The sequence below is a fragment of the Nonomuraea sp. NPDC049419 genome (assembly GCF_040676995.1).
GTDB lineage: Bacteria > Actinomycetota > Actinomycetes > Streptosporangiales > Streptosporangiaceae > Nonomuraea > Nonomuraea salmonea.
Window position 1 is genome coordinate 401,677 of sequence record NZ_JBFAQB010000002.1, and the last position, 23,955, is coordinate 425,631.

19 protein-coding genes are annotated in these 23,955 nt (G+C 72.7%); 9 read left to right on the plus strand and 10 right to left on the minus strand.

Annotated features, from left to right (window positions below):
* Nucleotides 1–20: 20 nt before the first annotated feature.
* The 4 genes from AB0K12_RS07165 (at nucleotide 21) to AB0K12_RS07180 (ending at nucleotide 2,711) form a co-directional block, all read left to right on the plus strand.
* The gene (locus AB0K12_RS07165) at nucleotides 21–1,034 is read left to right on the plus strand and encodes a phosphotransferase family protein (RefSeq protein WP_364556370.1); all 1,014 of its coding nucleotides are present in this window, start codon (nucleotides 21–23) and stop codon (nucleotides 1,032–1,034) included.
* A gap of 168 nt (nucleotides 1,035–1,202) precedes the next feature.
* Nucleotides 1,203–1,466 (plus strand): hypothetical protein, encoded by a 264-nt coding sequence (locus AB0K12_RS07170; protein WP_364556372.1) that lies wholly within the window; start codon nucleotides 1,203–1,205, stop codon nucleotides 1,464–1,466.
* A gap of 57 nt (nucleotides 1,467–1,523) precedes the next feature.
* On the plus strand, nucleotides 1,524–2,375 hold the full coding sequence (locus tag AB0K12_RS07175) for a helix-turn-helix transcriptional regulator (RefSeq protein WP_364556374.1): 852 nt from the start codon (nucleotides 1,524–1,526) through the stop codon (nucleotides 2,373–2,375).
* A 69-nt stretch (nucleotides 2,376–2,444) separates the two neighbouring features.
* On the plus strand, nucleotides 2,445–2,711 hold the full coding sequence (locus AB0K12_RS07180; protein ID WP_345386917.1) for a hypothetical protein: 267 nt from the start codon (nucleotides 2,445–2,447) through the stop codon (nucleotides 2,709–2,711).
* A 104-nt stretch (nucleotides 2,712–2,815) separates the two neighbouring features.
* On the opposite strand, the gene AB0K12_RS07185 is transcribed toward AB0K12_RS07180, so the two are convergent.
* From AB0K12_RS07185 to AB0K12_RS07195, 3 genes are all read right to left on the minus strand, one after another.
* Nucleotides 2,816–4,201 (minus strand): HAMP domain-containing sensor histidine kinase, encoded by a 1,386-nt coding sequence (locus AB0K12_RS07185; protein ID WP_364556376.1) that lies wholly within the window; start codon nucleotides 4,199–4,201, stop codon nucleotides 2,816–2,818.
* Complete coding sequence (locus AB0K12_RS07190; protein WP_364556378.1) at nucleotides 4,198–4,896, minus strand: response regulator transcription factor; 699 nt, start codon at nucleotides 4,894–4,896, stop codon at nucleotides 4,198–4,200. The genes AB0K12_RS07185 and AB0K12_RS07190 overlap by 4 nt, the downstream gene beginning before the upstream one ends.
* 65 nt (nucleotides 4,897–4,961) lie before the next feature.
* Nucleotides 4,962–6,161, minus strand: a complete 1,200-nt coding sequence (locus AB0K12_RS07195) for a cytochrome P450 (RefSeq protein ID WP_364556380.1) — start codon at nucleotides 6,159–6,161, stop codon at nucleotides 4,962–4,964.
* 88 nt (nucleotides 6,162–6,249) lie between these two features.
* Here AB0K12_RS07195 and AB0K12_RS07200 point away from each other — a divergent pair, with 88 nt between their 5' ends.
* Nucleotides 6,250–6,810, plus strand: a complete 561-nt coding sequence (locus AB0K12_RS07200) for a TetR/AcrR family transcriptional regulator (protein ID WP_364556382.1) — start codon at nucleotides 6,250–6,252, stop codon at nucleotides 6,808–6,810.
* Nucleotides 6,811–6,992: 182 nt separating this feature from the next.
* On the opposite strand, the gene AB0K12_RS07205 is transcribed toward AB0K12_RS07200, so the two are convergent.
* Nucleotides 6,993–8,498, minus strand: a complete 1,506-nt coding sequence (locus AB0K12_RS07205) for an NAD(P)/FAD-dependent oxidoreductase (RefSeq protein WP_364556383.1) — start codon at nucleotides 8,496–8,498, stop codon at nucleotides 6,993–6,995.
* 167 nt (nucleotides 8,499–8,665) lie between these two features.
* Here AB0K12_RS07205 and AB0K12_RS07210 point away from each other — a divergent pair, with 167 nt between their 5' ends.
* The 3 genes from AB0K12_RS07210 to AB0K12_RS07220 all read left to right on the plus strand — a co-directional run bounded on the left by AB0K12_RS07210 (nucleotide 8,666) and on the right by AB0K12_RS07220 (nucleotide 13,903).
* Entirely contained in the window at nucleotides 8,666–9,592 is a 927-nt protein-coding gene (locus AB0K12_RS07210) for a pseudouridine-5'-phosphate glycosidase (protein ID WP_364556385.1), read from the plus strand.
* Nucleotides 9,589–10,518 carry a sugar kinase gene (locus AB0K12_RS07215; protein WP_355428461.1) on the plus strand — a complete coding sequence of 310 codons (930 nt, stop codon included), beginning with the start codon at nucleotides 9,589–9,591 and terminating at the stop codon, nucleotides 10,516–10,518. The genes AB0K12_RS07210 and AB0K12_RS07215 overlap by 4 nt, the downstream gene beginning before the upstream one ends.
* A gap of 82 nt (nucleotides 10,519–10,600) precedes the next feature.
* Complete coding sequence (locus AB0K12_RS07220) at nucleotides 10,601–13,903, plus strand: hypothetical protein (protein WP_364556387.1); 3,303 nt, start codon at nucleotides 10,601–10,603, stop codon at nucleotides 13,901–13,903.
* Between the two features lie 185 nt (nucleotides 13,904–14,088).
* Here AB0K12_RS07220 and AB0K12_RS07225 read toward each other — a convergent pair whose 3' ends face one another.
* From AB0K12_RS07225 to AB0K12_RS07250, 6 genes are all read right to left on the minus strand, one after another.
* Nucleotides 14,089–17,109 carry an AAA family ATPase gene (locus AB0K12_RS07225; RefSeq protein WP_364556388.1) on the minus strand — a complete coding sequence of 1,007 codons (3,021 nt, stop codon included), beginning with the start codon at nucleotides 17,107–17,109 and terminating at the stop codon, nucleotides 14,089–14,091.
* A 49-nt stretch (nucleotides 17,110–17,158) separates the two neighbouring features.
* A complete protein-coding gene (locus AB0K12_RS07230) occupies nucleotides 17,159–17,593 on the minus strand; it encodes a GNAT family N-acetyltransferase (RefSeq protein ID WP_364556390.1) in 435 nt (144 codons plus the stop codon).
* Nucleotides 17,594–17,686: 93 nt separating this feature from the next.
* The gene (locus AB0K12_RS07235; RefSeq protein WP_364556391.1) at nucleotides 17,687–18,832 is read right to left on the minus strand and encodes an acyl-CoA dehydrogenase family protein; all 1,146 of its coding nucleotides are present in this window, start codon (nucleotides 18,830–18,832) and stop codon (nucleotides 17,687–17,689) included.
* A gap of 3 nt (nucleotides 18,833–18,835) precedes the next feature.
* The gene (locus AB0K12_RS07240) at nucleotides 18,836–19,741 is read right to left on the minus strand and encodes a hydroxymethylglutaryl-CoA lyase (RefSeq protein WP_364556393.1); all 906 of its coding nucleotides are present in this window, start codon (nucleotides 19,739–19,741) and stop codon (nucleotides 18,836–18,838) included.
* On the minus strand, nucleotides 19,741–21,687 hold the full coding sequence (locus AB0K12_RS07245; protein ID WP_364556395.1) for a biotin carboxylase N-terminal domain-containing protein: 1,947 nt from the start codon (nucleotides 21,685–21,687) through the stop codon (nucleotides 19,741–19,743). Before AB0K12_RS07245 ends, AB0K12_RS07240 begins: the two co-directional genes overlap by 1 nt.
* Nucleotides 21,688–21,690: 3 nt before the next feature.
* Entirely contained in the window at nucleotides 21,691–23,262 is a 1,572-nt protein-coding gene (locus AB0K12_RS07250; RefSeq protein ID WP_364556397.1) for a carboxyl transferase domain-containing protein, read from the minus strand.
* Nucleotides 23,263–23,323: 61 nt separating this feature from the next.
* Here AB0K12_RS07250 and AB0K12_RS07255 point away from each other — a divergent pair, with 61 nt between their 5' ends.
* Nucleotides 23,324–23,923, plus strand: a complete 600-nt coding sequence (locus AB0K12_RS07255; protein WP_364556399.1) for a helix-turn-helix domain-containing protein — start codon at nucleotides 23,324–23,326, stop codon at nucleotides 23,921–23,923.
* Nucleotides 23,924–23,955: the final 32 nt, after the last annotated feature.

The following is a 23,955-nucleotide window of genomic DNA, read 5'->3' on the forward strand; positions in this document are numbered from 1 at the left end:
GTTCTGTCGAGGGGCGGCCCATGACCTCCACCCACATCGACGTCGGCACGATCGACTTCGACGCGCTCGGAGCGTGGATGGACACCCAGGGCCTGCCCGGCGGCCCCATCACCGGCCCCGCGCCGGTCCTCGGCGGCACGCAGAACGTCATGGTCCGTTTCGAGCGCGGCGGCCGCGCGTACATCCTGCGCCGCCCGCCCGTCCACGCCCGCAGCAAGAGCAACGAGGTGCTGCGCCGTGAGGCGCGCGTGCTGGCGGCGCTGCGCGGCACGCAGGTCCCCGCGCCCCGGCTGGTGGCCGCGCAGACGCTGCGCGAGCCGGTGTTCTACCTCATGGAGCCGGTGGACGGGTTCAACCCCTCGACGGGGCTGCCGGAGCCGCACGCCTCCGACCCGGCGATCAGGCACCGCATGGGCCTGGAGGCCGCCGCGGCGCTGGCCGAGCTGGGGCGGGTCGATCCGGACGTGCTGCCGGGGTTCGGGCGGCCGGACGGCTTCCTGGAGCGGCAGGTGCCGCGCTGGCTGAAGGAGCTCGACTCGTACGGGGAGCTCGACGGCTATCCCGGCCCCGACATCCCGGGCCTGCGTGAGACCGCCGCATGGCTGACCCGCCACCTGCCCCGCGCGTTCACGCCGGGCATCATGCACGGCGACTACCACTTCGCGAACCTGATGTTCGCCTGCGACGGCCCGCGCGTGGCGGCGATCGTCGACTGGGAGATGTGCACGATCGGCGACCCGCTGCTCGACCTGGGCTGGCTGCTGGCCACCTGGCCGTCGAGCGCCGGGCACGTGCCCGGCCTGCCCGCGCCGCAGGAGATCGTCGCCTACTACGGGGAGCTGTCGGAGCGGGACATGTCGGCCGTCGAGTGGTACGCGGTCATGGCCTGCTTCAAGCTGGGCATCGTGCTCGAAGGCACCCACGCGCGGGCGTGCGCCGGCAAGGCGCCCAAAGACATCGGCGACCTGCTGCACGCGACGACGCTGGGCCTGTTCGAGCGGGCGCGGGAGTTCATGGGCGGCACGCTCTCCTGATCGGTCGAACAACCCGAAAGCCACACACAGCCACCATAAATCGCCACAAAAGGCATGTGTCCGCGCCAGCCTTATATCACGATTTCCGGAAAAACGATCACACGCTTACCCCCGGCCCGTACAATTGCGCGCAATTGCATCAATCATCGGGGAAGGATCGTCATGCGCATGCGGTTTCTCGGCTCCACCTCGGAGGCGGGCGCCTGCCCCACCCTGTACGAGACCGACCGCGGCACCATCGTCGTGCAGGGTCTGCAAGTCACCGACGCGGAGGCGCTCGCGGACCTCCGCGACGTCCTCGACGGCGAGACAGCGGTCGAAGTGCCCCGCGAACTGCTCACCGACATCGCCCGCCGCGTCCTCCCCGATGGTCGGAATGGGACGGTAACCGCTTTCCCGACCAGCGAAGGGACACCCACGGCAACCGCTTGATCACATTTGCGGAGGGCCCTGGCATGATCGGCGTGACCGGAGCTAGCCTCTTGCCGCGTGACGTCCTTTCAGCAGGCGCGCATCGATCTCGGCAGCCAGTTACGCCAATTGCGCGAGGCGGCCCATCTGTCGGGCAAGGAGCTGGCCGAGCGGTTGCGCTGGCAACCCTCCAAGGTCTCCCGCCTCGAGAACGCCCGGCAGACCGCGACCGAGGATGACGTCGTCGTGTGGGCGCAGGCCGTCAACGCCTCGCCCGACACGACCGACGAGCTCATCCGGCAGTCGATCGCGCTGCTCGAACGGCACGACGACTGGAAGCAGCGCCACCGCAGCGGCCTGGCCGCGCTCCAGGAGGACATCCGCGACCTGGAGGCGCGCACGAAGCTGTTCCGCGTCTTCGAGCCCGGCATCATCGTGGGCCTGCTGCAGACCTCCGAGTACGCCAGGCACGTCTTCCGCAAGGTCAAGCGCCTCTACAGCGCCGCCGACCAGATCGACGCGGCGGTCCGGGTGCGCATGCAGCGCCAGGAGATCCTGTACGACCGCACGCGGACGTTCAGGTTCGTCGTCACGGAGGCCGCGCTGCGCTCGGCGCTGGCCCCGCCGGAGGTGATGCGCGGCCAGCTCGACCGCCTGCTCGCGGTCAGCACACTGCCGAACGTGGAGTTCGGCGTCGTCCCGTTCGGCACCGAGCTGCCGTCCAGCCCCATCAACGGCTTCTGGATCTTCAACGAGGCCCTGGTCGCGGTCGCCACCATGACGAAGGACCTCATCCTGCGCGACCCCGACGACATCGCCTTCTACGTACGGGCCTTCGACGATTACGTGAAGGTGGCGGAGTTCGATGAGACCGGACGGGAGGTCATCATCTCCGTTCTTCACGAATACCGGAAACAAACTCCACATTAACCGCAGCAATTGCTTGCCTCCTCCGCCAAGATCGTGCAATTCTGTCGCGAGACGTTGCGGAGGTGACGCATGATGCTTGATACCGCGCTCAGCCTTGAGCGCTTCGCCTGGCACGCGGGTCGTCACGCCGACCTGTCGGTCCAGAGCATCGCGCTGGCCTGCGACCCGGCGTACGTGTCGGTCCGCAACCGGTTCTCCGCCACCCTCGCCGAGACCGTCACCTGCTCCGACGAGGGCGCGTTCATCACCTCCTGGGGCTACCGCCTGGGCACCACGGACGACGTCGAGTCGGCCGCCGCCCGCCTCGCCTTCCTCCTCGCCGCCCTCCCCGCCTGATCACCCCCGCCTGACCACCGCGCCTGACCACCGCGCCTGACCACCGCGTCCGGCCGGCCCTCCCGGGCCGCCCTTCGTGCGCTGTCAACCCCGAGGGGCCGTCCTCAGGACGCGGACCGGCGTACGTGACTCCCGGGCAGCTCCATGATCGCTATCGCGCCGCCACCGGGCGCGTTGCCCAGGCGTACCGTGCCGCCCGCCTCCTCGACGGCCTGCTTGACGATCGCGAGGCCCAGCCCCGAGCCGGGCAGGCCGCGGGCGGAGGGCGAGCGCCAGAAGCGTTCGAAGACGTGCGGCAGCTCCTCCTCCGGCAAGCCCGGCCCGTGGTCGCGGACGGTCAGCCGCCCGTGGAGCAGCCGCACCTCGATCTGGCCGCCGGGGCTGAACTTGGCCGCGTTGTCCATGAGGTTGAGCACGGCACGTTCCAGAGAGGCGGCGTTGCCCACGAGGTACCAGGGCCGCAGGTCGGTGCTGACCTCGGCGCCGCGCAACCTGGCCCGCTCGACCGCCGCGGTGACCACCTCGTGCAGGGCCAGCTCGACGTGCGGCTCGTGGTCGTTGTCGCCCCTGGCGAGCTGGAGCAGGTCGGCGACCAGCGTGGACAGCTCGGCGAACTGCGCCTTGACGTTGACCAGCAGGCGTTCCTTGGCGGCCGGGTCGAGGCTGCGGCCGGTCTGCTCGCTGCGCAGCAGCAGGTCGATGTTGGTGCGCAGGGTGGTGAGCGGCGTGCGCAGCTCGTGGCCCGCGTCGGCGACGAGCTGCTTCTGCCGCTCTCTCGACCCGGCCAGCGCGGCCGTCATGGCGTTGAACGACGACGACAGGCGGGCGATCTCGTCGTTGCCGGTGACGGGGATGCGGGTGCCGAGGTCCTCGGTCTGGGCGATGTGCTCGACCGCCTTGGTCAGCTCGCCGACCGGGCGCAGCGCGGCCCGCGAGATCACGAGCCCGGCCCACGCCGCGCCGATGACGCCGAGCGCGGTGATGCCGCTCAGCATGAGCGCCGAGCGCCGCAGCGTGTTGCTGACCCACCACATCGGCCTGGCCTCCATCACGGCCACGCCCTTGTCGAAGTTGAGCGCCACCACCCGGACCGGCGTGCCGTCGCTGGTGTGGCCGTCGCGGTAGACCGGCTCGCACGGCTCGAACGCCTCGGAGTCCTTGTCGTACACGGGCACGATGGGCGGCCCGATCGAGCAGGTGGTGCCGTCGGAGCGCAGCAGCGTCGCCATGCCGTCGAACATGCCCTGTGTGCCCTGCTCGGTGCAGTGGTGCTTGAGGTAGTCGCGGTCGCTGTCCTTCAGCGACTCCACGATGCTCATGTCGAGGTTGCTGCGCAGCCGCTGCTGCACGATGTAGTAGGACAGGCCGGCGCACGTCGCGATGGCCACCGCCACGGCGACCGTGACGAGCAGCGTCAGCCGCGTGCGCAGGCTGCCCCGCCTGGAGAGCGCGGCCAGACGGGACCGCATCGTGCTCGTGCGCCTGCTCATGGGGAGTTCCGCAGGACGTACCCCACCCCGCGCACGGTGTGGATCACTCGCGGCTCGCCGCCGGCCTCGGTCTTGCGCCGAAGGTACATGACGTAGACGTCGAGCGAGTTGGAGGTCGGCTCGAAGTCGAAGCCCCACACCTCGCTGAGTATCTGGTCGCGGGTCAGCACCTGGCGCGGGTGCGCGAGGAACAGCTCCATCAGCAGGTATTCGGTGCGGGTCAGGTCGAGCCTGCGCTCGCCGCGGGTGACCTCTCTGGTGGCCTGGTCCATGCGCAGGTCGCCGTAGGTGAGCGTGTCACCTTCCGGCGTGCCCGTGCTGATCGCGGCCCGCCGCAGCAGCGCGCGCACCCGGGCCAGCAGCTCGTCCAGCTCGAACGGCTTGACCAGGTAGTCGTCGGCGCCCGCGTCGAGCCCGGACACCCGGTCGCCGACGGCGTCGCGGGCGGTGAGCATGAGGACGGGCACGTGGTTGCCCGACGACCGCAGCCTGCGGCACGCGGTGAGCCCGTCGAGCCGCGGCATCATCACGTCGAGCAGCACCGCGTCGTACGTCTCCGCGGCCAGCGCGTCGAGTGCCTGCTGACCGTCGTCGGCGGTGGCGACCTTGTAGCCCTCGAACTCCAGGCTCGACTGCAGCGCCTCGCGCAACGCGGGCTCGTCGTCGACCACCAGCAGACGTGCAGGCTCACTCATACTTACCAAAGGTAAGACGTCATCATGAGAACCGGATGAACGATCTCACCTTTGTTTCCTGACGATCACCAGGCGACGGGCATCCTGGTGAGCCCGAAGATGGCCTTGCCGTACTTGGGATCCATCTCCTCCTCCGGCGCCGTGACGCGCAGCCCGGGCAGCCGCTCGAACAACGTGCGCAGCGCGATCTCCAGCTCGGCCCGCGCCAGGTTCTGGCCGAGGCACTGGTGCACCCCGTACCCGAAGGCCACGTGGTGGCGGGCGCCGCGCTGGACGTCGAAGTCGTCGGGCCGCTCGAACGCCCGCTCGTCCCTGTTGGCCGACGCGCCGAGCACGTACACGCCCTCGCCCTTCCTGACGAGTTGCCCGCCGATCTCCTGGTCCTCGACGGCCACCCGGTCGAAGGCCACCCAGTCGACGATCGAGTGGTAGCGCAGCAACTCCTCGACCGCGGCGGGCCAGCCGTCGGGGTTCTCGCGCAGGGCCGCGAGCTGGTCCGGGTTGCGCAGCAGCGTGTACGCCGACAGCGGGATCATGTTCGCCGTGGTCTCGTGACCGGCGACGAGCAGCAGGAAGGCCACCCCGGTCAGCTCCTCGGCGGTCAGCTTGCCGCCGGTGGCCAGCCGGCCGAGCAGGTCGTCCTTGGGCGCGGCCACGACGCCGGTGACGAGGTCGGCGAGGTAGGACCTGATCTCGAACGTCGCCGCGCGCCTGGCCCGCTCGTCGGCCCCGGCGTCCACCATCATCCTGGTGCGGGACTGGAAGAAGTCATGGTCGGCGTACGGGACGCCGAGCAGCCGGCAGATGACCAGCGACGGGAGCGCCAGCCCGTACGCCTCCACCAGCTCGGCCTGGTCGCCCTTCGCGATCATGTCGTCGAGCAGCTCGTCGGCCAGCCGCTGGATGCCGGGCCGCATCTCCCTGACCCGCCGGACGGTGAACTCGCTGATGAGCAGCCGCCGGAAGCGGGTGTGCTCGGGCGGGTCGTGGTCGATGAAGAACCCGACGGACATCTGATGGGCGGCGGCGATCTCCTCGGGCGTCATGGTCGCCGTGTCGGGGGCGCTGGGGTGGCCGGGGGTGCGGGGGTCGGTGCTGAAGCCGGATCCGGCGAGGATCTGCTGGGCCTCGGCGTGCCGGGTGACGAGCCACACCTCACCGCGGGAGGTCTCGCCTCTGACGAGGGGGGCCTGCTCGCGCCAGCCCTCGTACTCGGGAGGCGGGGCGAACGGGCACGTGCGATGGACAGGGAAGCTTTCCGCCATAGTCTGCTCCGTAATAGCCGGACTCCGCATTGCTTACTTACGCGAAAGTAAACAATGCGGGGGCACGGCCGTCAACAGAAGGAGCGAGATGGCAGGGCGGCGGACGGACACACGAGAGCGGATCCAGCAGGTCGCGCTGGAGCTGTTCGCCGAGCGCGGATACGACAAGACCTCCCTGCAGGAGGTGGCGGAGCGGCTGCAGATCACCAGGCCGGCGCTCTACTACCACTTCCGTACGAAGGAGGAGATCCTCGCCGGCGTGATCGAGCGGCTGGTCGAGTCGATCGAGGAACTGGTGGCCTGGGGGCGGCAGCAGCCGGCCACCACGGAGGCGCGGCTGGAGATCCTGCGGCGGATCTCCGGGCTGCTTTCCGACCAGTGGCGGCCGCTGTTCAGGTTCGCCCAGGTCAACCAGGGCGCGATGGAGCACCACCCGAAGGGCGAACGCCTGCGCGGGTGCGTGATCTCGCTGGTGTCGCTGCTGTGCGTGCCCGGCGAGAGCGCGGAGAAGCAGTTCGAGTCCAGGCTGGCGGTGCTCGCGGTGATCCTCGGCAACCTGCCGCTCCTGTTCGGGTCGGAGACGGACCCGGAGACGGACCTGAACGAGGTGGCGCTCCACGTCGCCACCAAGCTCGTCACCGGCGCGTAATCGGCCCCAAGCCCGTCGGCCCCAAGCCCGTCCGGCCTTCAAGCCCGTCGGCCCCAAGCCCGGCCGGCCTCTAAGGCCATCGGCCCCAGACCCGGCCGGCCTCTGAGCCTGGCCGGCCGTGCCACCGGCCTGCCCGATCATCCTGACCCCGCCCTCCCGGCCGGACCGCGCCGAGTGCGGCGTCAGGCGGTGAGCAGGGCCATGGCGGCGTTGTGGCCCCCGATGCCGCTCACGCCGCCGCCCCTGCGGGCGGCGGCGCCGCAGAGCAGGATGCGCTCGTGCTCGGTCTCCACGCCCCAGCCGCCGCTTTCCCCGTACGGCCAGCTCAGGTCGGTGTGGAAGATGTGGCCGCCGGGCAGGCCCGCGTCGATCTCCAGGTCCACGGGGGTCTTGGCCTCGACGCACGGGGTGCCGTCGGGGGCGGTGAGCAGGCAGTCCTCGATCGGCTCGGCGAGGACGGCGTTGATGGAAGCGAAGGTGGCATCCAACGCCATCTTCCGCGCTTTCTCCGGATTTTTCCGGAAAAGGCGGGCGGGCATGTGCAGGCCGAACAGCGTCATCGTCTCCGCCCGCCCTCGCAGGTCGGGGCCCAGGATCGACGGGTCGGTCAACGAGTGGCAATAGACCTCGGCGGGCGGCAGCTCCGGGATCTCACCGCGGGCCGCCTGCTCGTACGCCCGCGCGAGCTGGTCACGTCCCTCGTTGATGTGGAACGTACCGCTGAAGGCCGCCCGCGGATCCACCGTCGTGTCCTTCAGCCGGGGCAGCCGGGTCAGCACCATGTTGACCTTGAGCTGGGCGCCCTCGGGCACCGTCGCGGGCCGGCCCATGAGCCGGTCGAGCACCGCGGGCGGCAGGTTGACCAGCACGTGCCCGCCCCGCACGGCGTGCTCGCCCGCGTCGTCCCTGAACGTCACCTCGCCCGACGGGTCGATGCCGACGATCTCCGCGCCCGTCCTGATCTCGGCGCCCGCCCGCCTGGCCGCCGCCTCCAGCGCGCCGGAGACCGCGCCCATGCCGCCGACGGGGACGTTCCACTCGCCGGTGCCGTCGCCGATCACGTGGTAGAGAAAACAGCGGTTGGCCAGCAGGTCGGTGCCGGGGTCGGCGAAGGTGCCGATGAGCGCGTCGGTGAGCACGACCCCGCGTACGGTGTCGTCGGCGAACCGCTCGGCCACGCTCTCCCCGATCGGCCGCCCGAACAGGTCGCGCCACGCCTCGGGGCCGACCATCCGCTCGATCTCGGCCTGCGGGCGCAGCGGCTCCAGCAGGGTCGGCGCCAGCACCCGCGCGACCTCGGCGACCATGCCGTAGAAGCGCCGCCACGCCTGGTGGTCGGACTCGCCGCCCGTCACGTGCCGGAACGAGGCCGCCGTCCGCAGGTCGTCCTCGTTGTCCACGAGCAGCCCCGTGTCGCCTTTGGGCGTGTACGAGGCGTAGCGCCGCCGGCGCAGCTCCAGGTCGAGCCCGAGATCGCGGGCGATCTTCGAGGGCAGCAGGCTGACGAGATAGGAGTACCGCGACAGGCGCACGTCCACGCCGGGGAAGGCCTGCGCCGAGATCGCCAGGCCGCCGACGTGCTCGTGCCGCTCCAGCACCAGCACCCGCCGCCCGGCCTGCGCCAGGTACGCCGCCGCCACCAGCCCGTTGTGCCCGCCTCCGGCCACGATCACGTCATACGCACTCATCCTCGCACCTTAAAGCCGATACCGGTCAGGACGCCACGGGCCGCGCGGTCCTCAAGTGGACGGCCGGGCAAGGGGGCCCGTACGCTGCTCTGTTCGGAACAAATCTCATCAGAGCCGCCGTTCCTCACACGCAGGGCCACCACCACTGAAGGAGCACGAGCCTCACCATGCGCAGCACCACCGACGCCGTTCCGCAGCCGTCCGACGAGGTCGCCGAGGCCCTGGCGACCGGAGCGCCGGTCGTGGCCCTGGAGTCCACGATCATCTCCCACGGGCTGCCGCAGCCGCGCAACCTGGAGGTGGCGCGCGAACTGGAGGGCATCGTACGAGCCGAGGGCGCCGTCCCCGCCACGATCGCGGTGCTCGACGGGGTGCCCCGCATCGGGCTGAACGAGGTCGAGCTGGAGCGCATCGCCACCGAGCCGGGCCTGCGCAAGCTGGGCCAGCGCGACCTGCCGCCGGCGGCGGCGCTGAAGGCGAGCGGCGCGACCACCGTGTCGGCCACGTCGTTCCTGGCCGCTCGCGCCGGCATCCGCGTCTTCGCCACCGGCGGCCTGGGCGGCGTGCACCGCCACTGGACCGAGGACCAGGACGAGTCCGCCGACCTCGACACGCTCGCCCGCACCCGCATCACGGTCGTGTGCGCGGGCGTCAAGTCGATCCTCGACGTGCCGGCCACACTGCAGCGGCTGGAGACGCGCGGGGTGAGCGTGGCCGGGTTCCGCACCGACACCTTCCCCGGCTTCTACCTGCACTCCTCCGGCCAGCCGATCGAGTGGCGGATCGAGACGGCCGACGAGGCGGCGGCCGTCATGCGCGGCCAGGACGCGCTCGGCGGCCCCGAGACGGCCCTGATCGTCGCCAACCCGGTGCCCAAGGAGCAGCAGCTCGACCCCGAGCTGCACGACCGGGTGCTCGCCGAGGCGCTGGCCGCCGCCGAGCGCGACGGAGTCAAGGGCCAGGCGATCACCCCGTTCCTGCTCGGCTACCTGGTCGACGGCACCAAGGGCGCGTCCCTGGAGGCCAACCTGGCCGCCGTGCGCGGCAACGCCGCGCTCGCCGCCCGCATCGCGCTGGCCTGGTCCCGATCGTGAGCGGTGACGCCCTCCTGATCATCGGCGACGTCGTCACCGACGTCGTGGCGCTGCACGGCTCGCCCGTCCTGGCGGGCGAGGACACCGCCGCCGAGATCGTGCTGCGTCCCGGGGGCTCCGGCGCCAACACCGCCGCCTGGGCCGCCTGCCTGGGAGCCGAGGTGCACCTGCTGGCCAAGCTCGGCTACGACAGCAGCGAGTGGCACGCCACCGAACTGATCAACACGGGCGTCCAGCCCCACTTCTCCGTGGACCCCGACCATCCCACCGCCGTGGTGATCGCCATGGTGGACAAGAGCGGCGAACGCTCGATGCTCACCAACCGCGGCGCCGGTGACCTGATCTCCGAGGACGACTGGGACCCGGCGCTGCTCGACGGCGTCGGTCGGCTGCATCTGTCGGGGTACGTCCTGTTCGCCGAACCCGGCCTGCGCCTGGCCGCCCGCGCCATGGCCGACGCCGTGGCGGCGGGCATCACGGTGAGCGTGGACCCGGCCTCCACGGGGCCGCTGCGCGACTTCGGCGTCGAACGTTTCATGCAGGCGACAGCCGCCGCCGAGCTGATCCTGCCCAACCTCGACGAGGCGCTTCTGCTCACCGGGGTGACATCGGCCGAGCGTGCGGCCGTACTCTTGAGTGAGAGATATGGCACAGCGGTCGTGAAACTCGGCGCGGAGGGGGCGCTGGCCGCGCGAGACGGTGAGGTGGTGGCGACGGCCGAGGGCCGATCCGCTGAGGTCGTGGACTCGACGGGCGCAGGTGACGCCTTCGCCGCCGGGTTCATCGCCGCGACGCTGCGCGGCGCCGGGACGCGGGCGGCTCTGGAGGTGGGTTGCCGTGCCGGTGCCGCATGTGTGGCCCAGGTGGGCGGCCGTCCACGGTACGGTTTGGATCTGAACCGTCTTTACCCTATTCACACTGATTGATAGCTTGCCGCGTAGGCTGCACCATTAGCCACATGCGTTACGGGCAGCACACGCGGCTCACTGGGGAGGATAAGGTCCGCCGATGGAAGTCGAGTCATCGATCTGCCTGAGCGACCTGGTCCCTGCGCTGCGATGGAGCCGGCCCCAGCAGGTGGCCGAGGCGTTGGGCGACCCACGCCTGCCCGCCGGATGGTGGCACTCCCTGCCGCTGCCCAAGGCCCTCGGCATGACGGGGCTCGACTGGATCTGCGAGCGCCTCGCCCGGCTCGCCTCCTCCCGCTGGGACCACCTCCCCCTGTCCGACCTGCTGCCCGCGCTGACGGTCCACCACATCGACCCCGCGCTGCCGGGCTGGCCCGACGCGACCCGTACGGCGATCACCGGTCTCGGCGGCTGGCAGCGGCTGCGCCGGCTGTCCCCGAGCGACCTCGGCACTCCGTCGGCCACGCCCGAGGTCGTCATCGGCTCGGTCTTCCGCGAGATCCTCGGCCGCATCCCGGCCCAGCCCGACGCGTCCGGCGCCGCTCCTGGCGCCGCCGGCGTCCCGGGGGTCGCGGGCGGCCACCCCGAGGTCACCCGGCCGCTCCAACGCGGCCAGGGCGTACCGTCGGGCGCGTTCCCGGTACCGGAGTCCGGTCCCTTCCCCGCGCAGGGCGACCCGGCCGCACAACCGCTGGCAGCCCAGGCCGGCGCCGGTGGCCCCTCCGGCCCGCTCCCCGCACCCATCGACACCACCACCGGCCGCCCCCAGACAAGCGGCCCCTTCGCCGCACAGGGCGGCCAGCCCCCAGCGAGCGGCCAGAGCGGCCCGTTCGCCGCGCAGGAAGGCCAGTCCCCGGCGGGCGGCTCCTTCGCCGGCTCCGGCACCCAGAACGGCCCCCTGCCCCAGCGTCCGGGCGGCTCCTACCCCGGCGCGCCCGCCGACGGCGACCCGCAACGCCCCGGCACCTTCCCCGAGGGCACCCCCGGCTCGCGCCAGACGGGCTCCTTCCCGGCTGTGTCGGATGGCCCCCGCCGGACCGGCACTTTCGCCGACGCCACCCCCGGCTCCCGTCAGACGGGCTCCTTCCCAGCGGTCCCCGACGCCTCCGGCTCCCCCCAGACCGGCAGCTTCGCCGCAAACCCCGACGGCGCCCCCGGCCCCCGACAGACCGGCAGCTTCCCGGCCGCCTCTGACGGCTCCCCAGGGTCGCGGCAAACCGGCGGCTTCCCCGCACCCTCCGACGGCGCGCCCGGTTCCCGCCAATCCGGCGGTTTCCCGGCCGCTTCTGACAGCGCCCCCGGCTCTGGACAGGCCGGTAACGTCCCCGGCGCCTCCGACGGGCAGCCCGGCACCGGCTCGCCCCCCGCCCAGAGGGCCGACTCGCGCACGAGCGGCTCCTTCCCCGTTCCGCCCGGGGCGCGTTCGACCGGTTCTTTCCCGGCGGTGTCCCAGCCGGGTGCCTTCCCCGGCGCGCCCGCCGACGGCGGCCAGCAGCGCCGCCCCGGCACCTTCCCCGAGGGCGCACCCGGCCCCCGCCAGACGGGCTCCTTCCCAGCGGTCCCCGACGCCTCCGGCTCCCCTCAAACCGGCAGCTTCGCCGCAAACCCCGACGGCGCCCCCGGCCCCCGGCAGACCGGCAACTTCCCGGCCGCCTCCGACGGCGCGCCCGGCTCCCGCCAGACGGGCAGCTTCCCGGCCGCCTCGGACGGCGCGCCTGGGGCGCAGCAGGGCGGCTCGCCCGCCGGGCAGGACCCCGCAGTCCCCGGCCAGAACGGCGCGCTCCCCGGTCAGGGCGGCGCGTACCCCGGCGGTCAGCAGGGCGGCGCGGCCCGCCAGGGCTTCGCGGGCGAGGGCCTGCCCCAGCGCCCAGGTCAGCAGGACCGCCTCCCGCAACGCCCCACCGGCCCCCAGTCCGGCCGCCAGGACACCGGCTCCGCTGCAGCCGGCGCGGGCAACGGCATGCCCGGCGCCCCCGGCAACGGGCTGCCCGGCGGCCCCGGCAGCGCAGCGACCCCCGCAGGCGCCGGCAGCACAGGCGGAGCGAACACGGGCGGCCCCGGAACGGGCGGCGGACCCGGCGCGGGCGGCGGACCCGGAATGGGCGCGGGCGGCCCCGGAACGGGCTCCCTCCCGGCGATTCCCGGCGCGAACGCCCCCGGATCCGGCACCAACGCACCGGGCTCGGGCGCGAACGCCCCCGGATCCGGCGCGAACGGCCCGGGCTCGGGTGCGAACGGCCCCGGCCCCGGTTCTGGCGCGAACACCGCCGTGCCGGGCACGAACACGTCCGTCCCGGGGAAGGGCACGCCCGCCTACGCGGGCTCCGGCCCCGTCCCTCACGACCCGGACCACGCCATGGTCAGGGTCGTGGACAACCTCTTCCGCAACCTCGACAAGCTGGAGCTGGCCGTGGCCCAGCACCGGCTGTTCGCCGAGGACCCGGTGAGCCTGCGTACGCTCGCCCACAAGATGCTCGTCGAACGCGAGGCGCTCTCGCTGGCCCAGCGCACCGCCGAGGAACGCGTCCTGCAGTGGCTGCGCTCCTCCGAGTCCGCGCCGGTCACCGGGCACATGTTCCGGCTGACGGAGTGGCTGGGCGCGGCGGCCACCGAGGATCAGCTGATCGGCGCCGACCCGGCCCACCCGGTGACGGTCCCATCGCTGCGTACGCCGCTGTGGCGGGTCCTGGTGACGCTCATGCCGGACCGCCGCCTCCAGGACGGCTGGCTGGTCGTCGGCGACATGTACGGTCTCCAGGCGCGTACGCGGCAGCTCCTCGCCTCGGCCCCGCCCGACGCGGACGTCGTCGAGCTCATGAGCGAGCTGGGCATCCGCGCCCACTCCGCCAAGGCGTGGCTCGACGCCCTGCCCCCGGAGACCAGCCGCGACGCCGCGGCCGCGGCCCCCAGCCCGGCCCAGCCGCTGCCCCGCCGCACGCCGGGCGCGAACGGCCACCACCACCGCGGCGGCCAGCCCATCCCGCCCGCCGCGGCCAGCTCGATCGACCCGTCGGCCGCGCTGGCCACCCTGTCGGCGCTGTCGGGCGGCCGCTCGCCCATGCTCTCCGGCACCCTGGCCGGGACGCCGCCCACACCTCCCCCGCCGCTGCCCAGCCCGTCGTCCGACCCGCGCCGCTGGCAACGCATCGAGGTCACCCCGGAACACCTCAGGGGCGGCCCGGTGCCGGTCCCGGAAGGCTACGCCGCCCAGCTCGGCATGCGCCCCGGCACCCTGCTGTCGGTCACGGGCCCCGGCGACAACGCCATCGTCCTGGTCTGGCAGGGCCACCAGCCCGTCTTCGACTCCCTCCAGCCGGTACTGATGCGCCTGAACGCCCGCCCCGGCGACCAGGTCTACGTCACAGTGGACGGCTACCGCCTGGAAGCCCAGCTAACCGGCTGACCACCACCCGGAAAGGCAAAGGGCAAGCCGCAGAACACCGAAGCCGTGCCCCCACACGCCCACCCAAGGCACCCGGCCGACCCGTCGAACAAGGACGAGAAAGGCCGAATCGGCGACAGCAGCGGCACGGAAGAGGACGCCCGACCGACACCACCCCCGGCACCGAGGCCAAACCTCCTGCGGAGCTAGTCGAAGAGGTGGAGGCGGTGGGCGGTGGCGGCGGCTTCGCCTCGGGTGGCGACGCCGAGTTTGGCGAGGATGTTGGAGACGTGCACGCTCACCGTCTTGATCGAGATGACCAGGTCCTCCGCGATCTCGCGGTTGCTGCGGCCGTTCGTCACCTCGCGCAGGACCTCCAGCTCGCGTGCGGTCAGGCCCAGCGGCTGGGTGTCGGTGGCCTCGTCGGAGCCGCCGATCCTGGCGCGGCGGCCGAGTACGTCGAGTTGTTCGAGCAGCGGTGTGACGCCCAGGTCGCGGGCCAGCGTGCGGGCCCGGGCGAGCCGGGTGGCGGCCTCCTGGCGGGCGCCGCACGCGAGCGCCGCCTGTCCGGCCGCCAGCAGGCACTGCGCCTCCGCGTACGGCTGCCGCAACGCCGCCCACGCCTCCACCGCCTGCTCCCAGGCCGCGAAATGCCACGCGGCCGGCTCGACCCCCTCGTCCCAGGGCTTCTCCGGGCCGGTCAGCGCGATGAAGGTGAGCCGATGCGCCTCCTGCAGCAGGCCCTCGCACCCGAGCTCACGCCCGAGCGCCCGCAGCCGCCGCAGCAACACCAGCGCCTGATCCACGAGCGCCTCACCCTGAGCCACCCCAGAGCCCGGCGCGCCACCCCCATCGGACCCGCTCAGCGCATCATCCGTGATCGCATCGAGCAGGCGTGAGGCGGGCACCGCCATGCGGACGAGTCGCCCGAAGGTGGTCACAACAGGCCAGGCGTAGCGGGGGCCGTTGATGAGGTCTTCGCCCTCCATGCCGCGCAGCGCCGCCGCCACCGCCTCCCCGAGCTGCCCGCGGCACATGAGCGCCAGCACCTCCCTGCGCAGATGCGGCAGGACGTGCTGGTCGCGGTGGGCGCCGCGGGCCAGGACGCGGCGGGCGGAGTCGAGCAGGCGGGCGGCCCGGTCGTGGTCGCCCCGCGCGAGCGCGATGTCGGTGGTGAACCCGCGCAGGCTGGCGGCGTAGGGGGCGGGCGGCGCGAGGTCGAGGGCGTGGTCGATCACCTGGAGCGCCTCGTCCCACCGCCCGAGCGAGACCAGCGGCTCGGCCAGGTTGATCGACAGGAACGCGCCGGACGTGCGGGCCAGCCCGTAGTGCAGGGACTCCTCGATGCCCTCCCTCGCCACTTTGGCGGCCTGCTCGTGCCGGCCCGCGCCTTCGAGCGCGTCGGACTCGGAGATCGCGCAGCGCATGAGCGCGCTGAAGACCTCACCGCGCGCGGCGATCTGCCGGGCCTCGGCGAACGCCTGGAGCTGCGGCTCCATGTCGGAGTAGTCGGTCAGCCCCCAGGCGAGGTCGATGATGGCGTGGGCCTCGATGCCGGCATGACCCAGGGTGCGACCGATCTCCATGGCGGCCCTGGCCGTGGCCGCGCGCTCGGCCCGGGTGGCCGGGCCGTGGAGCATGCGGGCCAGCGACTCCAGCACCCTGCCGCGCAGCAGCGGCTGGTCGTCGGGGACGAGCTCGGCGGCCCTGCGCAGGTCGTCGAGGAAGCCGGGGCGGCCGAGGTCGTAGCGGGTGTGGCCGCGCTGGCGCAGCAGCATGACGGCCCTGACCGGGTCGGCCTCGAGCCCGGGGTCGCGGGCCAGCTCGTCGAGCGCGGCGCTGGACACGGCGATGCCGCGCTCGAACTCGCCGGCCAGGTGGGCGACGACGGCGGTCACCCTGAGCACGTCGAGCCGGTCGGCGCCGATGCGCTCGGCCGCGTCGGGCACCTGGTCCCACAGCTCCAGCACGCGGGATAGCATGCGCAGCTGCTCGTCGTAGGCGGTGGACTTGCGGGCGGCGGCGGCCGCGTGCCAGGCGCTGACCAGCGCCCAGGTGGAGTCGTGGGCGGAGTGCCAGTGGTGGGCCAGCTCGATGGCGCCGCGCGGGGCGGGCAGGATCGACAGGTCGTGCTCGAGGGCCTCGGCGTAGCGGGTGTGCAGGCGGGTGTGCTCGCCGGGCAGCAGGTCGTCGTGGAGTGCCTCGCGGATGAGGGCGTGGCGGAAGGCGTAGCCCTCGCCGTCGACGACCAGGACGTTGCCGGCCACGGCCGGGCGCAGCGCGCGCGACAGGGCGGCGTCGTCGAGCCCGGCGACGGCGCTGAGCAGGGCGTGCTCAATGCGCTGCCCGCCGGCGCTGGCCACCCGCAGCAGCTCCTGGGTCTCTTCGGGCAGCCGCTCGACGGCGGCGAGCAGCAGGTCGCGCAGCGACTCGGGCAGCGGCTCGCCCGCCCCCGACTCGCTGAGCAGCGCCTCGACGAACAGCGGGTTGCCCTCGCTGCGGGCGTAGATGAGGTCCATGTCGGCCGCGGACGGCTCGCGCTCCAGCATGCCGACGGCCAGCGCGACGGCCTCCTTGCGGGTGAGCCTGCGCAGCTCGACCCTGCCGACCGACTCGATGCGCCCCAGCTCGGCGAGCAGCGGCCGCAGCGGGTGGGTGCGGTGGAGCTCGTCGGTGCGGTAGGTGACCACGAGCAGCACCCGGGCGGCGGTGCGCTGGTAGCGGACGAGGAACGTGAGCAGGTCGCGGGTGGAGCGGTCGGCCCAGTGGGCGTCTTCGACGACGAGCACCACGGGCCGCTCGTCGGCCAGGCGCTCCAGCAGCCCGAGCACCTGCTCGAACAGCCGCGCCCTGGCCTCGGCGCCGTCTTTGCCCGGCTCGCCGAACTCGGGCAGCAGCCTGGCGAGCCCGCGCGCGTCGCCGCCCGGCACCAGCGCGGCGACCGCGTCGTGGCCCAGCTCGCGGACGAGCTGGCGCAGCACGGCGGTGAACGGCGCGAACGGCAGGCCCTCCGTGCCCAGCTCCAGGCAGGCGCCGACGAGCACCATGGCGTCGCCCGCGTGCCGCCCGGTGAACTCGTTGATCAGGCGGGTCTTGCCGGCCCCCGCCTCGCCGCCGACGAGCACGGTGGCCGGTATGCCGGCGCGCGCCCTGGACAGGGCCTCGCCGAGGGCGGCGAGCTCGCGGGAGCGCCCGACGAACAGCGGGCTCACGGCGTGGATCCTCACGCCCTCAGCATGCCACCCGGCGCCGACAGAATCGCCCGCCAGGTAGCCCCTATCGCAGCACCTTGCGGAAGAACGTGGCCGACGCCTCGTAGCCCAGCGCGTGGTAGAACTCCGGCGCCCGCCGCGTGGCCATCGCGACGTAGCCGGCCTCGCGGGAGCGTGCCCACCGCTCGAACTCCTCCAGCAGCGAGCGCCCGATGCCCTGCCGCCGGGAGCCCGACTGCACCATGGCCTCCTCCACCCAGGCGACCGGCCCGTTGGCGAAGAGAGTGAGGTGGACGAAGCCGAGCAGGTAGCCGCGCACGCGCCCGTTGACGACGGCCGCGAGCAGCAGGGCGTCGTCGTTGGCCAGCAGCGCGGGCAGCGCGGCGTCGAAGGCCTCGCGCTCGGGCCTGAAGGTCAGGCCGAACTCGCGGGCCAGCGCGAACACCTCGTCGGCGTCCGCTTTCTCCGCTCTCCTGATGAGAAGATCGTCAGCCGTCATGAGCATCGACCCTAGATCGTCGGTCGTCGCCTGCGCAAACCCATGCTTGACGTTTCCCCGCTTTTCGTGCCGGGATGAAACGGGCGCGGCAGGTCACAGGTCACCGAGTCCGAGCTGACGGGCGATGAGCATGCGCTGCACCTCGCTGGTGCCCTCGCCGATCTCCAGCACCTTGGCGTCGCGGTAGAAGCGGCCGACGGGGAACTCGTTCATGAAGCCGTAGCCGCCGAACACCTGGGTTGCGTCGCGGGAGTTGTCCATGGCGGCGTTGGAGGAGACGAGCTTGGCGATCGCCGCCTCCTTCTTGAACGGCTCGCCCGCGAGCATCTTCTGTGCGGCGTGGTAGTAGGCGAGGCGGGCGCTGTGGGCGCGGGCCTCCATGTCGGCGATCTTGAACTGGATGGCCTGGTAGTGGCCGATGGGGTGGCCGAACGCCTTGCGGTCCCTGACGTACTTGAGGCATTCGTCCACGCAGCCCTGTGCCAGGCCGACGCCGAGCGCGGCGATGGCGACGCGGCCCTCGTCGAGGGTGCGCAGGAACTGGGCGTAACCGCGGCCGCGCTCGCCGAGCAGGTTCGCGGCGGGCACGCGGCAGTCGGTGAAGGACAGCTCGCGGGTGTCGGAGGCGTTCCAGCCGACCTTGGAGTACTTCTTCGACACCGCGAACCCCGGCGTGCCGCTCGGCACGAGGATGGTGGAGATCTCGCGCTCGCCGGTGAGCCCGGTGAGCGCGGCCACGCCGACGACGCCGGTGATGTCGGTGCCGGAGTTGGTGATGAACGACTTCGTGCCGTTGATCACCCATTCGTCGCCGTCGAGCACGGCCGTGGTGCGCATCCCGCCGGGCACGTCGGACCCGCCGCCCGGCTCGGTCAGCCCGAACGCGCCCAGCATCTCGCCCGAGGCGAGCTTGGGCAGCCACGTACGGCGCTGCTCGGCCGAGCCGAACCGGTAGATCGGCATCGCGCCGAGGGAGACCGCCGCCTCCAGGGTGATGGCGACGCTGGAGTCGACCCTGGCCAGCTCCTCCAGGGCCAGGCAGAGAGCGAAGTAGTCGCCGCCCATGCCGCCGTACTCCTCGGGGATGGGCAGGCCGAACAGCCCCATCGCGCCCATCTGCCGCACGATGTCGTACGGGAACTCCTCGCGCTCGTAGAAGTCCCCGATCACGGGCGCGACCACCTCGCGGGCGAACGCCTCGACGGTCTTGCGCAGCTCTTCGTACTCGTCGGTGAGCATCTCTCAGCCTTTCGCTAGCGCCTGTACGACGCGGGACGGGCTCGGCCGACCGAGCAGCTCCGCCAGCCAGGTGCTGGTGGCGACGAGCTTGCCCAGGTCGAGCCCCGTCTCGATGCCGAGTCCCCGGAGCATCCAGACGAGGTCTTCTGTGGCGAGGTTGCCGGTGGCGGACTCCGCGTAGGGGCAGCCGCCGATCCCGCCGGTGGAGGCGTCGATGGTGGTGACGCCGCAGTGCAGCGCGGCCAGGGTGTTGGCCAGCGCCTGCCCGTAGGTGTCGTGGAAGTGCACGGCGAGCCGGTCCGGGCGGCGGAAGGCGCGGATCAGCTCGGTGACGTGGCCGGGGGTGCCGACGCCGATGGTGTCGCCCAGGGAGAGCTGGTAGCAGCCGAGCCCGAGCAGCCGCTCGCCGACGGAGACGACCTGCGCGATCGGCGTCGGCCCCTCCCAGGGGTCGCCGAAGCACATGGAGACGTACGCCCGCACGCGGATCCCGTTGTCCAGCGCCCTGGCCACGACCGGCTCGAACATCTCGAACTGGCTCTCCAGGCTGCGGTTGAGGTTCTTGGCGGCGAACGTCTCTGTGGCGCTGGCGAAGATGGCGATCTCGGCCACGCCGAGGTCGAGCGCCCGGTCGAGGCCGCGCGCGTTCGGCACGAGCACGGGGTAGCGCACGCCCGTACGGCGGTGCAGGCGGCGCAGCAGCTCGTCCGCGTCGGCGAGCTGGGGCACCCACTTGGGGTGCACGAAGCTGGTCGCCTCGATCACCTTGTGCCCCGCGTCGGCGAGCCGGTCGATGAACTCGGCCTTGACCTCGACGGGGATGGTGGCGGACTCGTTCTGCAGGCCGTCGCGCGGCCCGACCTCGTAGATCGTGACCTGCTGCGGAAGACCTTCCATCGGGTACGGCATCACGCCTCCTCGGCGGTGACCACGGCCAGGACGGCGTCCATGTCCACCGGCCGGCCCGCCTGTACGGGCAGCTCGGAGACCACGCCGTCGCGCGGCGCGGTGACCGTGTGCTCCATCTTCATGGCCTCGACGACGACCAGCGGCTGGCCGGCGCTGACCCGCTCGCCCTGCTGGGCCTTGACCAGCAGCACGGTGCCCGGCATGGGGCTCCTGACGACGCCGTCGCCGGCCGCCGCCGCGCCGGGCCGGTCGCCCGGGTCGCCGATGTGGTGGCGGGTGAGCGCCCAGGACGCGCCGTCGCGGCCGAGCCAGAGCGTGTCGCCGTCGCGTACGCACAGATACCGCTCGCTGCGCCCGCCGAGCGTGACGGTCAGGTCGGCGCCGTCGCGCCTGATGCGCGCGGGCACCGCCTGCTCGCCCACGCGGACCTCGGCCCGCTCCTGGGGCAGCCCGCGCACCTGGATCGCGTGCACGCCGTCGCGGGACTCCAGCCGCCAGGTCGTCCAGGCCGGCTCGCCGATCCGCCAGCCGTCGGCGACCTCCCAGGGGTCGTCGCCGCGCGGCAGGTCGTGGAAGACCAGCGCCGCCGCTGCCGTCACCGCGTCAGGCGTCTGCGTGGCGGGCAGCAGGCCGGGCAGGACGCGTTCGACCAGGCCGGTGTCCAGCTCCCCGGCCGCGACGGCCGGGTGGGCGGCCAGCGCGCGCAGGAACGGGACGTTGGTGACGACGCCGAGCACCGCCGTGGCGGCGAGCGCGCGGTCGAGCGTCCGGTACGCAGCCGCGCGGTCGGGCGCCCAGGTGATCACCTTCGCCATCATGGGGTCGAACTCGCTGCCGACCACGGCCCCTTCGGCCAGGCCCGAGTCCACCCGCACGACCGCCTGGCCCGCCGGATCCCGGGGTTCGCGGAGCGCGAGCACGCGCCCGCCGGTCGGGAGGAAGCCGCGCGCCGGGTCCTCGGCGTACACCCGCGCCTCGACCGCGTGCCCGTCGAGCCGCACGTCCTCCTGCGCGAGCGGCAGCCGCTCACCCGCCGCCACCCTGAGCTGCAGCTCCACCAGGTCGAGCCCGGTGACCAGCTCGGTGACGGGGTGCTCGACCTGGAGCCGGGTGTTCATCTCCATGAAGTGGTAGGCGCCGGTGGCGCCGTCGACGATGAACTCGACCGTGCCGGCCCCGGTGTAACCGACGGCTCGGGCGGCCTCGACCGCCGCCGCTCCCATGGCCGCGCGGGTCTCGGGGGTGAGGAACGGGGACGGCGCCTCCTCGATGATCTTCTGGTGGCGGCGCTGCAGGCTGCACTCGCGCTCGCCGAGGTGCACGACGCCGCCGTGGGCGTCGGCCAGCACCTGGATCTCGATGTGGCGGGGGCTCTCGACGTAGCGCTCGATGAGCAGGGTGTCGTCGCCGAACGCGGCCCGCGCCGTACGCCTGGCCGACGCCAGGGCCTCGGGCAGCTCGGCGGCCGCGCGTACGAGGATCATGCCCTTGCCGCCGCCCCCCGCGGACGGCTTGATCAGGGCGGGGAAGTCGCGCCAGTCCTCAAGCCCCGGCCCTGTCGCGCCCGGCACCACCGGCACGCCGGCGGCCGACACGGTCTCCTTGGCGCGGATCTTGTCGCCCATGGCCTCGATGGCCGCGGCGGGCGGCCCGACGAAGACCAGCCCCGACTCGGCGCACCGGCGGGCGAACGCGGCGTTCTCCGCGAGGAACCCGTAACCGGGATGCACGGCCTGCGCGCCGGACGCTTGGGCGGCTCCGATGATCGCCTCGGCGTCCAGGTAGGACGGCACCTGGAGGGCGGCGTCGGCCTCGCGGACGTGCCGCGCCCCGGCGTCGGACGGCGTGTGCACCGCAATCGCTTCGATGCCGAGCGCGCGCAGCGTGCGGGCGATCCGTACGGCGATCTCGCCCCTGTTGGCGATCAGAACACGGTCGAACAACATGCGTCACATCCGGAAGATGCCGAAACCGGCGGGTTCGAGCGGCGCGTTGGCCGCCGCGGACAGCGCCAGGCCCAGGACGGTACGGGTGTCGAGCGGGTCGATCACGCCGTCGTCCCAGAGCCTGGCCGTGGAGTAGTACGGATTGCCCTGATGCTCGTACTGTGCCCTGATCGCGGCGGGATCGGCGTCGCCGACGGTGGTGAGCACGTTCGCGGCCTGCTCGCCGCCCATGACCGAGATGCGGGCGTTCGGCCACATCCACAGGAACCTGGGCGAGTACGCCCGCCCCGCCATCGCGTAGTTCCCCGCCCCGAACGAGCCCCCGATCACGACCGTGAACTTGGGCACCCGCGCGCACGCCACCGCCGTCACCATCTTGGCGCCGTGCTTGGCGATGCCGCCCGCCTCGTACGCCTTGCCGACCATGAAGCCGCTGATGTTCTGCAGGAAGAGCAGCGGGATGCCGCGCTGGTCGCACAGCTCGATGAAGTGGGCGCCCTTCATGGCCGATTCGCTGAACAGGATGCCGTTGTTGGCGAGGATGCCGACCGGGTGGCCGTGGACGTGGGCGAAGCCGGTGACGAGGGTCGGGCCGTACTCGGCCTTGAACTCCAGGAAGCGCGAGCCGTCGACGATCCTTGCGATCACCTCGCGCACGTCGTACGGCTGGCGGGTGTCGGCGGGGACGATGCCGTAGAGGTCGCGGGGGTCGTGGCGGGGCGGCTCCGGCGTGGTCGTCTCCCACGGGCGCGGGGCGCGCGGCGCCAGCGTGGAGACGATGTCACGGACGATGGCCAGCGCGTGGGCGTCGTCCTCGGCGAGGTGGTCCGTGACGCCGCTGACCCGCGCGTGCAGGTCGCCGCCGCCCAGCTCCTCGGCCGTGACCTCCTCGCCGGTGGCGGCCTTCACCAGAGGCGGGCCGCCCAGGAAGATCGTGCCCTGGCCGCGGACGATGACCGCCTCGTCGCTCATCGCGGGCACGTACGCGCCGCCCGCCGTGCACGAGCCGAGCACCGCGGCGATCTGCGGGATGCCGCGCGCGGACATCGTGGCCTGGTTGTAGAAGATCCGGCCGAAGTGCTCGCGGTCGGGGAACACCTCGTCCTGCCTGGGGAGGAACGCGCCGCCCGAGTCGACCAGGTAGACGCAGGGCAGGCGGTTGTGCAGGGCCACCTCTTGGGCGCGCAGATGCTTCTTGACCGTCATGGGGTAGTAGGTGCCGCCCTTGACGGTGGCGTCGTTGGCGACGATCACGCACTCGCGGCCGGAGACGCGGCCGACGCCGGTGATGATGCCGGCGGCGGGGGCCTGGTCGTCGTACAGGGCGCCAGCGGCCAGCGGCGACAGCTCCAGGAAGCGCGAGCCCGGGTCGAGCAGGCCGTCCACGCGGTCGCGCGGCAGCAGCTTGCCCCGCTCGACGTGCCGCCGCCGCGACCGCTCCGGCCCGCCGAGCGCGGCGGTGGCCAGGCGTTCGAGCAGTTCGGCGGCCAGCCGCTCGTTGAGCTCGGCGTTGCGCTTGTACGCCTCGCTCCCGGGCTCGATCGCCGATCTCAGCACCGGCCAGTCGCTGCTCATGAGTCCCCTCCCATGGCTCGGATGTTAGCCATCATTAACGTCATCGTCTAGCATGTGAGACGTGACCACCGCCTCCGCCCCCTCTACCCGCAGCAGGCGCAACAGGCGCGCGGAGATCCTGGAGGCGGCCGCCCGGCTGTTCGCGGCGCGCGGCTTCCACGGCGTCTCGATCGAGGACATCGGCGCCGCCGTCGGCGTCTCGGGCCCGGCCCTCTACCGGCACTTCGACGGCAAGGACGCGCTGCTGTCGGAGATGCTGCTCGACGTCAGCTCGCGGCTGCGCGAGTCGGCCGTCGCGGTCGCCACCTCCTCCCCCGGCCCCAAGGAGACCCTCGACGCGCTGCTCAACGTGCAGATCACGTTCGCGATCGAGCAGCCGGCGCTGATCACCGTGCACGACAGGGAGCTGGGCAACGTCCCGGAGCCGCAGCGCCGGCAGATCAGGCGGCTGCAGCGGCTCTACGTCGAGGAGTGGGTGACGGTGCTGGCCGAGCTGCACCCGTCCTGCCCCGCCGCGCGGCTGCGGGCCGCCACGCACGCGGTGTTCGGGCTGCTCAACTCGACTCCGCACAGCGCGGGCGAGCTGCCAGGGCACGAGATGCGGCCACTGCTGCACGCGATGGCCAGGGCGGCCATCGAGGCGACCGTTAAGGCTTATTAACTTTTTCCCTTCTGCGCTCAGCGCCTTGTGCC

What these genes read in the sequence shown, in the direction of transcription:
- AB0K12_RS07165 (WP_364556370.1), top strand. Translation starts at nt 21, where the DNA reads ATGACCTCCACCCACATCGACGTCGGCACGATCGACTTCGACGCGCTC.
- AB0K12_RS07170 (WP_364556372.1), top strand. Translation starts at nt 1,203, where the DNA reads ATGCGGTTTCTCGGCTCCACCTCGGAGGCGGGCGCCTGCCCCACCCTG.
- AB0K12_RS07180 (WP_345386917.1), top strand. Translation starts at nt 2,445, where the DNA reads ATGATGCTTGATACCGCGCTCAGCCTTGAGCGCTTCGCCTGGCACGCG.
- AB0K12_RS07185 (WP_364556376.1), bottom strand. Translation starts at nt 4,201, where the DNA reads ATGAGCAGGCGCACGAGCACGATGCGGTCCCGTCTGGCCGCGCTCTCC.
- AB0K12_RS07190 (WP_364556378.1), bottom strand. Translation starts at nt 4,896, where the DNA reads ATGAGTGAGCCTGCACGTCTGCTGGTGGTCGACGACGAGCCCGCGTTG.
- AB0K12_RS07195 (WP_364556380.1), bottom strand. Translation starts at nt 6,161, where the DNA reads ATGGCGGAAAGCTTCCCTGTCCATCGCACGTGCCCGTTCGCCCCGCCT.
- AB0K12_RS07200 (WP_364556382.1), top strand. Translation starts at nt 6,250, where the DNA reads ATGGCAGGGCGGCGGACGGACACACGAGAGCGGATCCAGCAGGTCGCG.
- AB0K12_RS07205 (WP_364556383.1), bottom strand. Translation starts at nt 8,498, where the DNA reads ATGAGTGCGTATGACGTGATCGTGGCCGGAGGCGGGCACAACGGGCTG.
- AB0K12_RS07210 (WP_364556385.1), top strand. Translation starts at nt 8,666, where the DNA reads ATGCGCAGCACCACCGACGCCGTTCCGCAGCCGTCCGACGAGGTCGCC.
- AB0K12_RS07220 (WP_364556387.1), top strand. Translation starts at nt 10,601, where the DNA reads ATGGAAGTCGAGTCATCGATCTGCCTGAGCGACCTGGTCCCTGCGCTG.
- AB0K12_RS07230 (WP_364556390.1), bottom strand. Translation starts at nt 17,593, where the DNA reads ATGACGGCTGACGATCTTCTCATCAGGAGAGCGGAGAAAGCGGACGCC.
- AB0K12_RS07235 (WP_364556391.1), bottom strand. Translation starts at nt 18,832, where the DNA reads ATGCTCACCGACGAGTACGAAGAGCTGCGCAAGACCGTCGAGGCGTTC.
- AB0K12_RS07240 (WP_364556393.1), bottom strand. Translation starts at nt 19,741, where the DNA reads ATGCCGTACCCGATGGAAGGTCTTCCGCAGCAGGTCACGATCTACGAG.
- AB0K12_RS07245 (WP_364556395.1), bottom strand. Translation starts at nt 21,687, where the DNA reads ATGTTGTTCGACCGTGTTCTGATCGCCAACAGGGGCGAGATCGCCGTA.
- AB0K12_RS07250 (WP_364556397.1), bottom strand. Translation starts at nt 23,262, where the DNA reads ATGAGCAGCGACTGGCCGGTGCTGAGATCGGCGATCGAGCCCGGGAGC.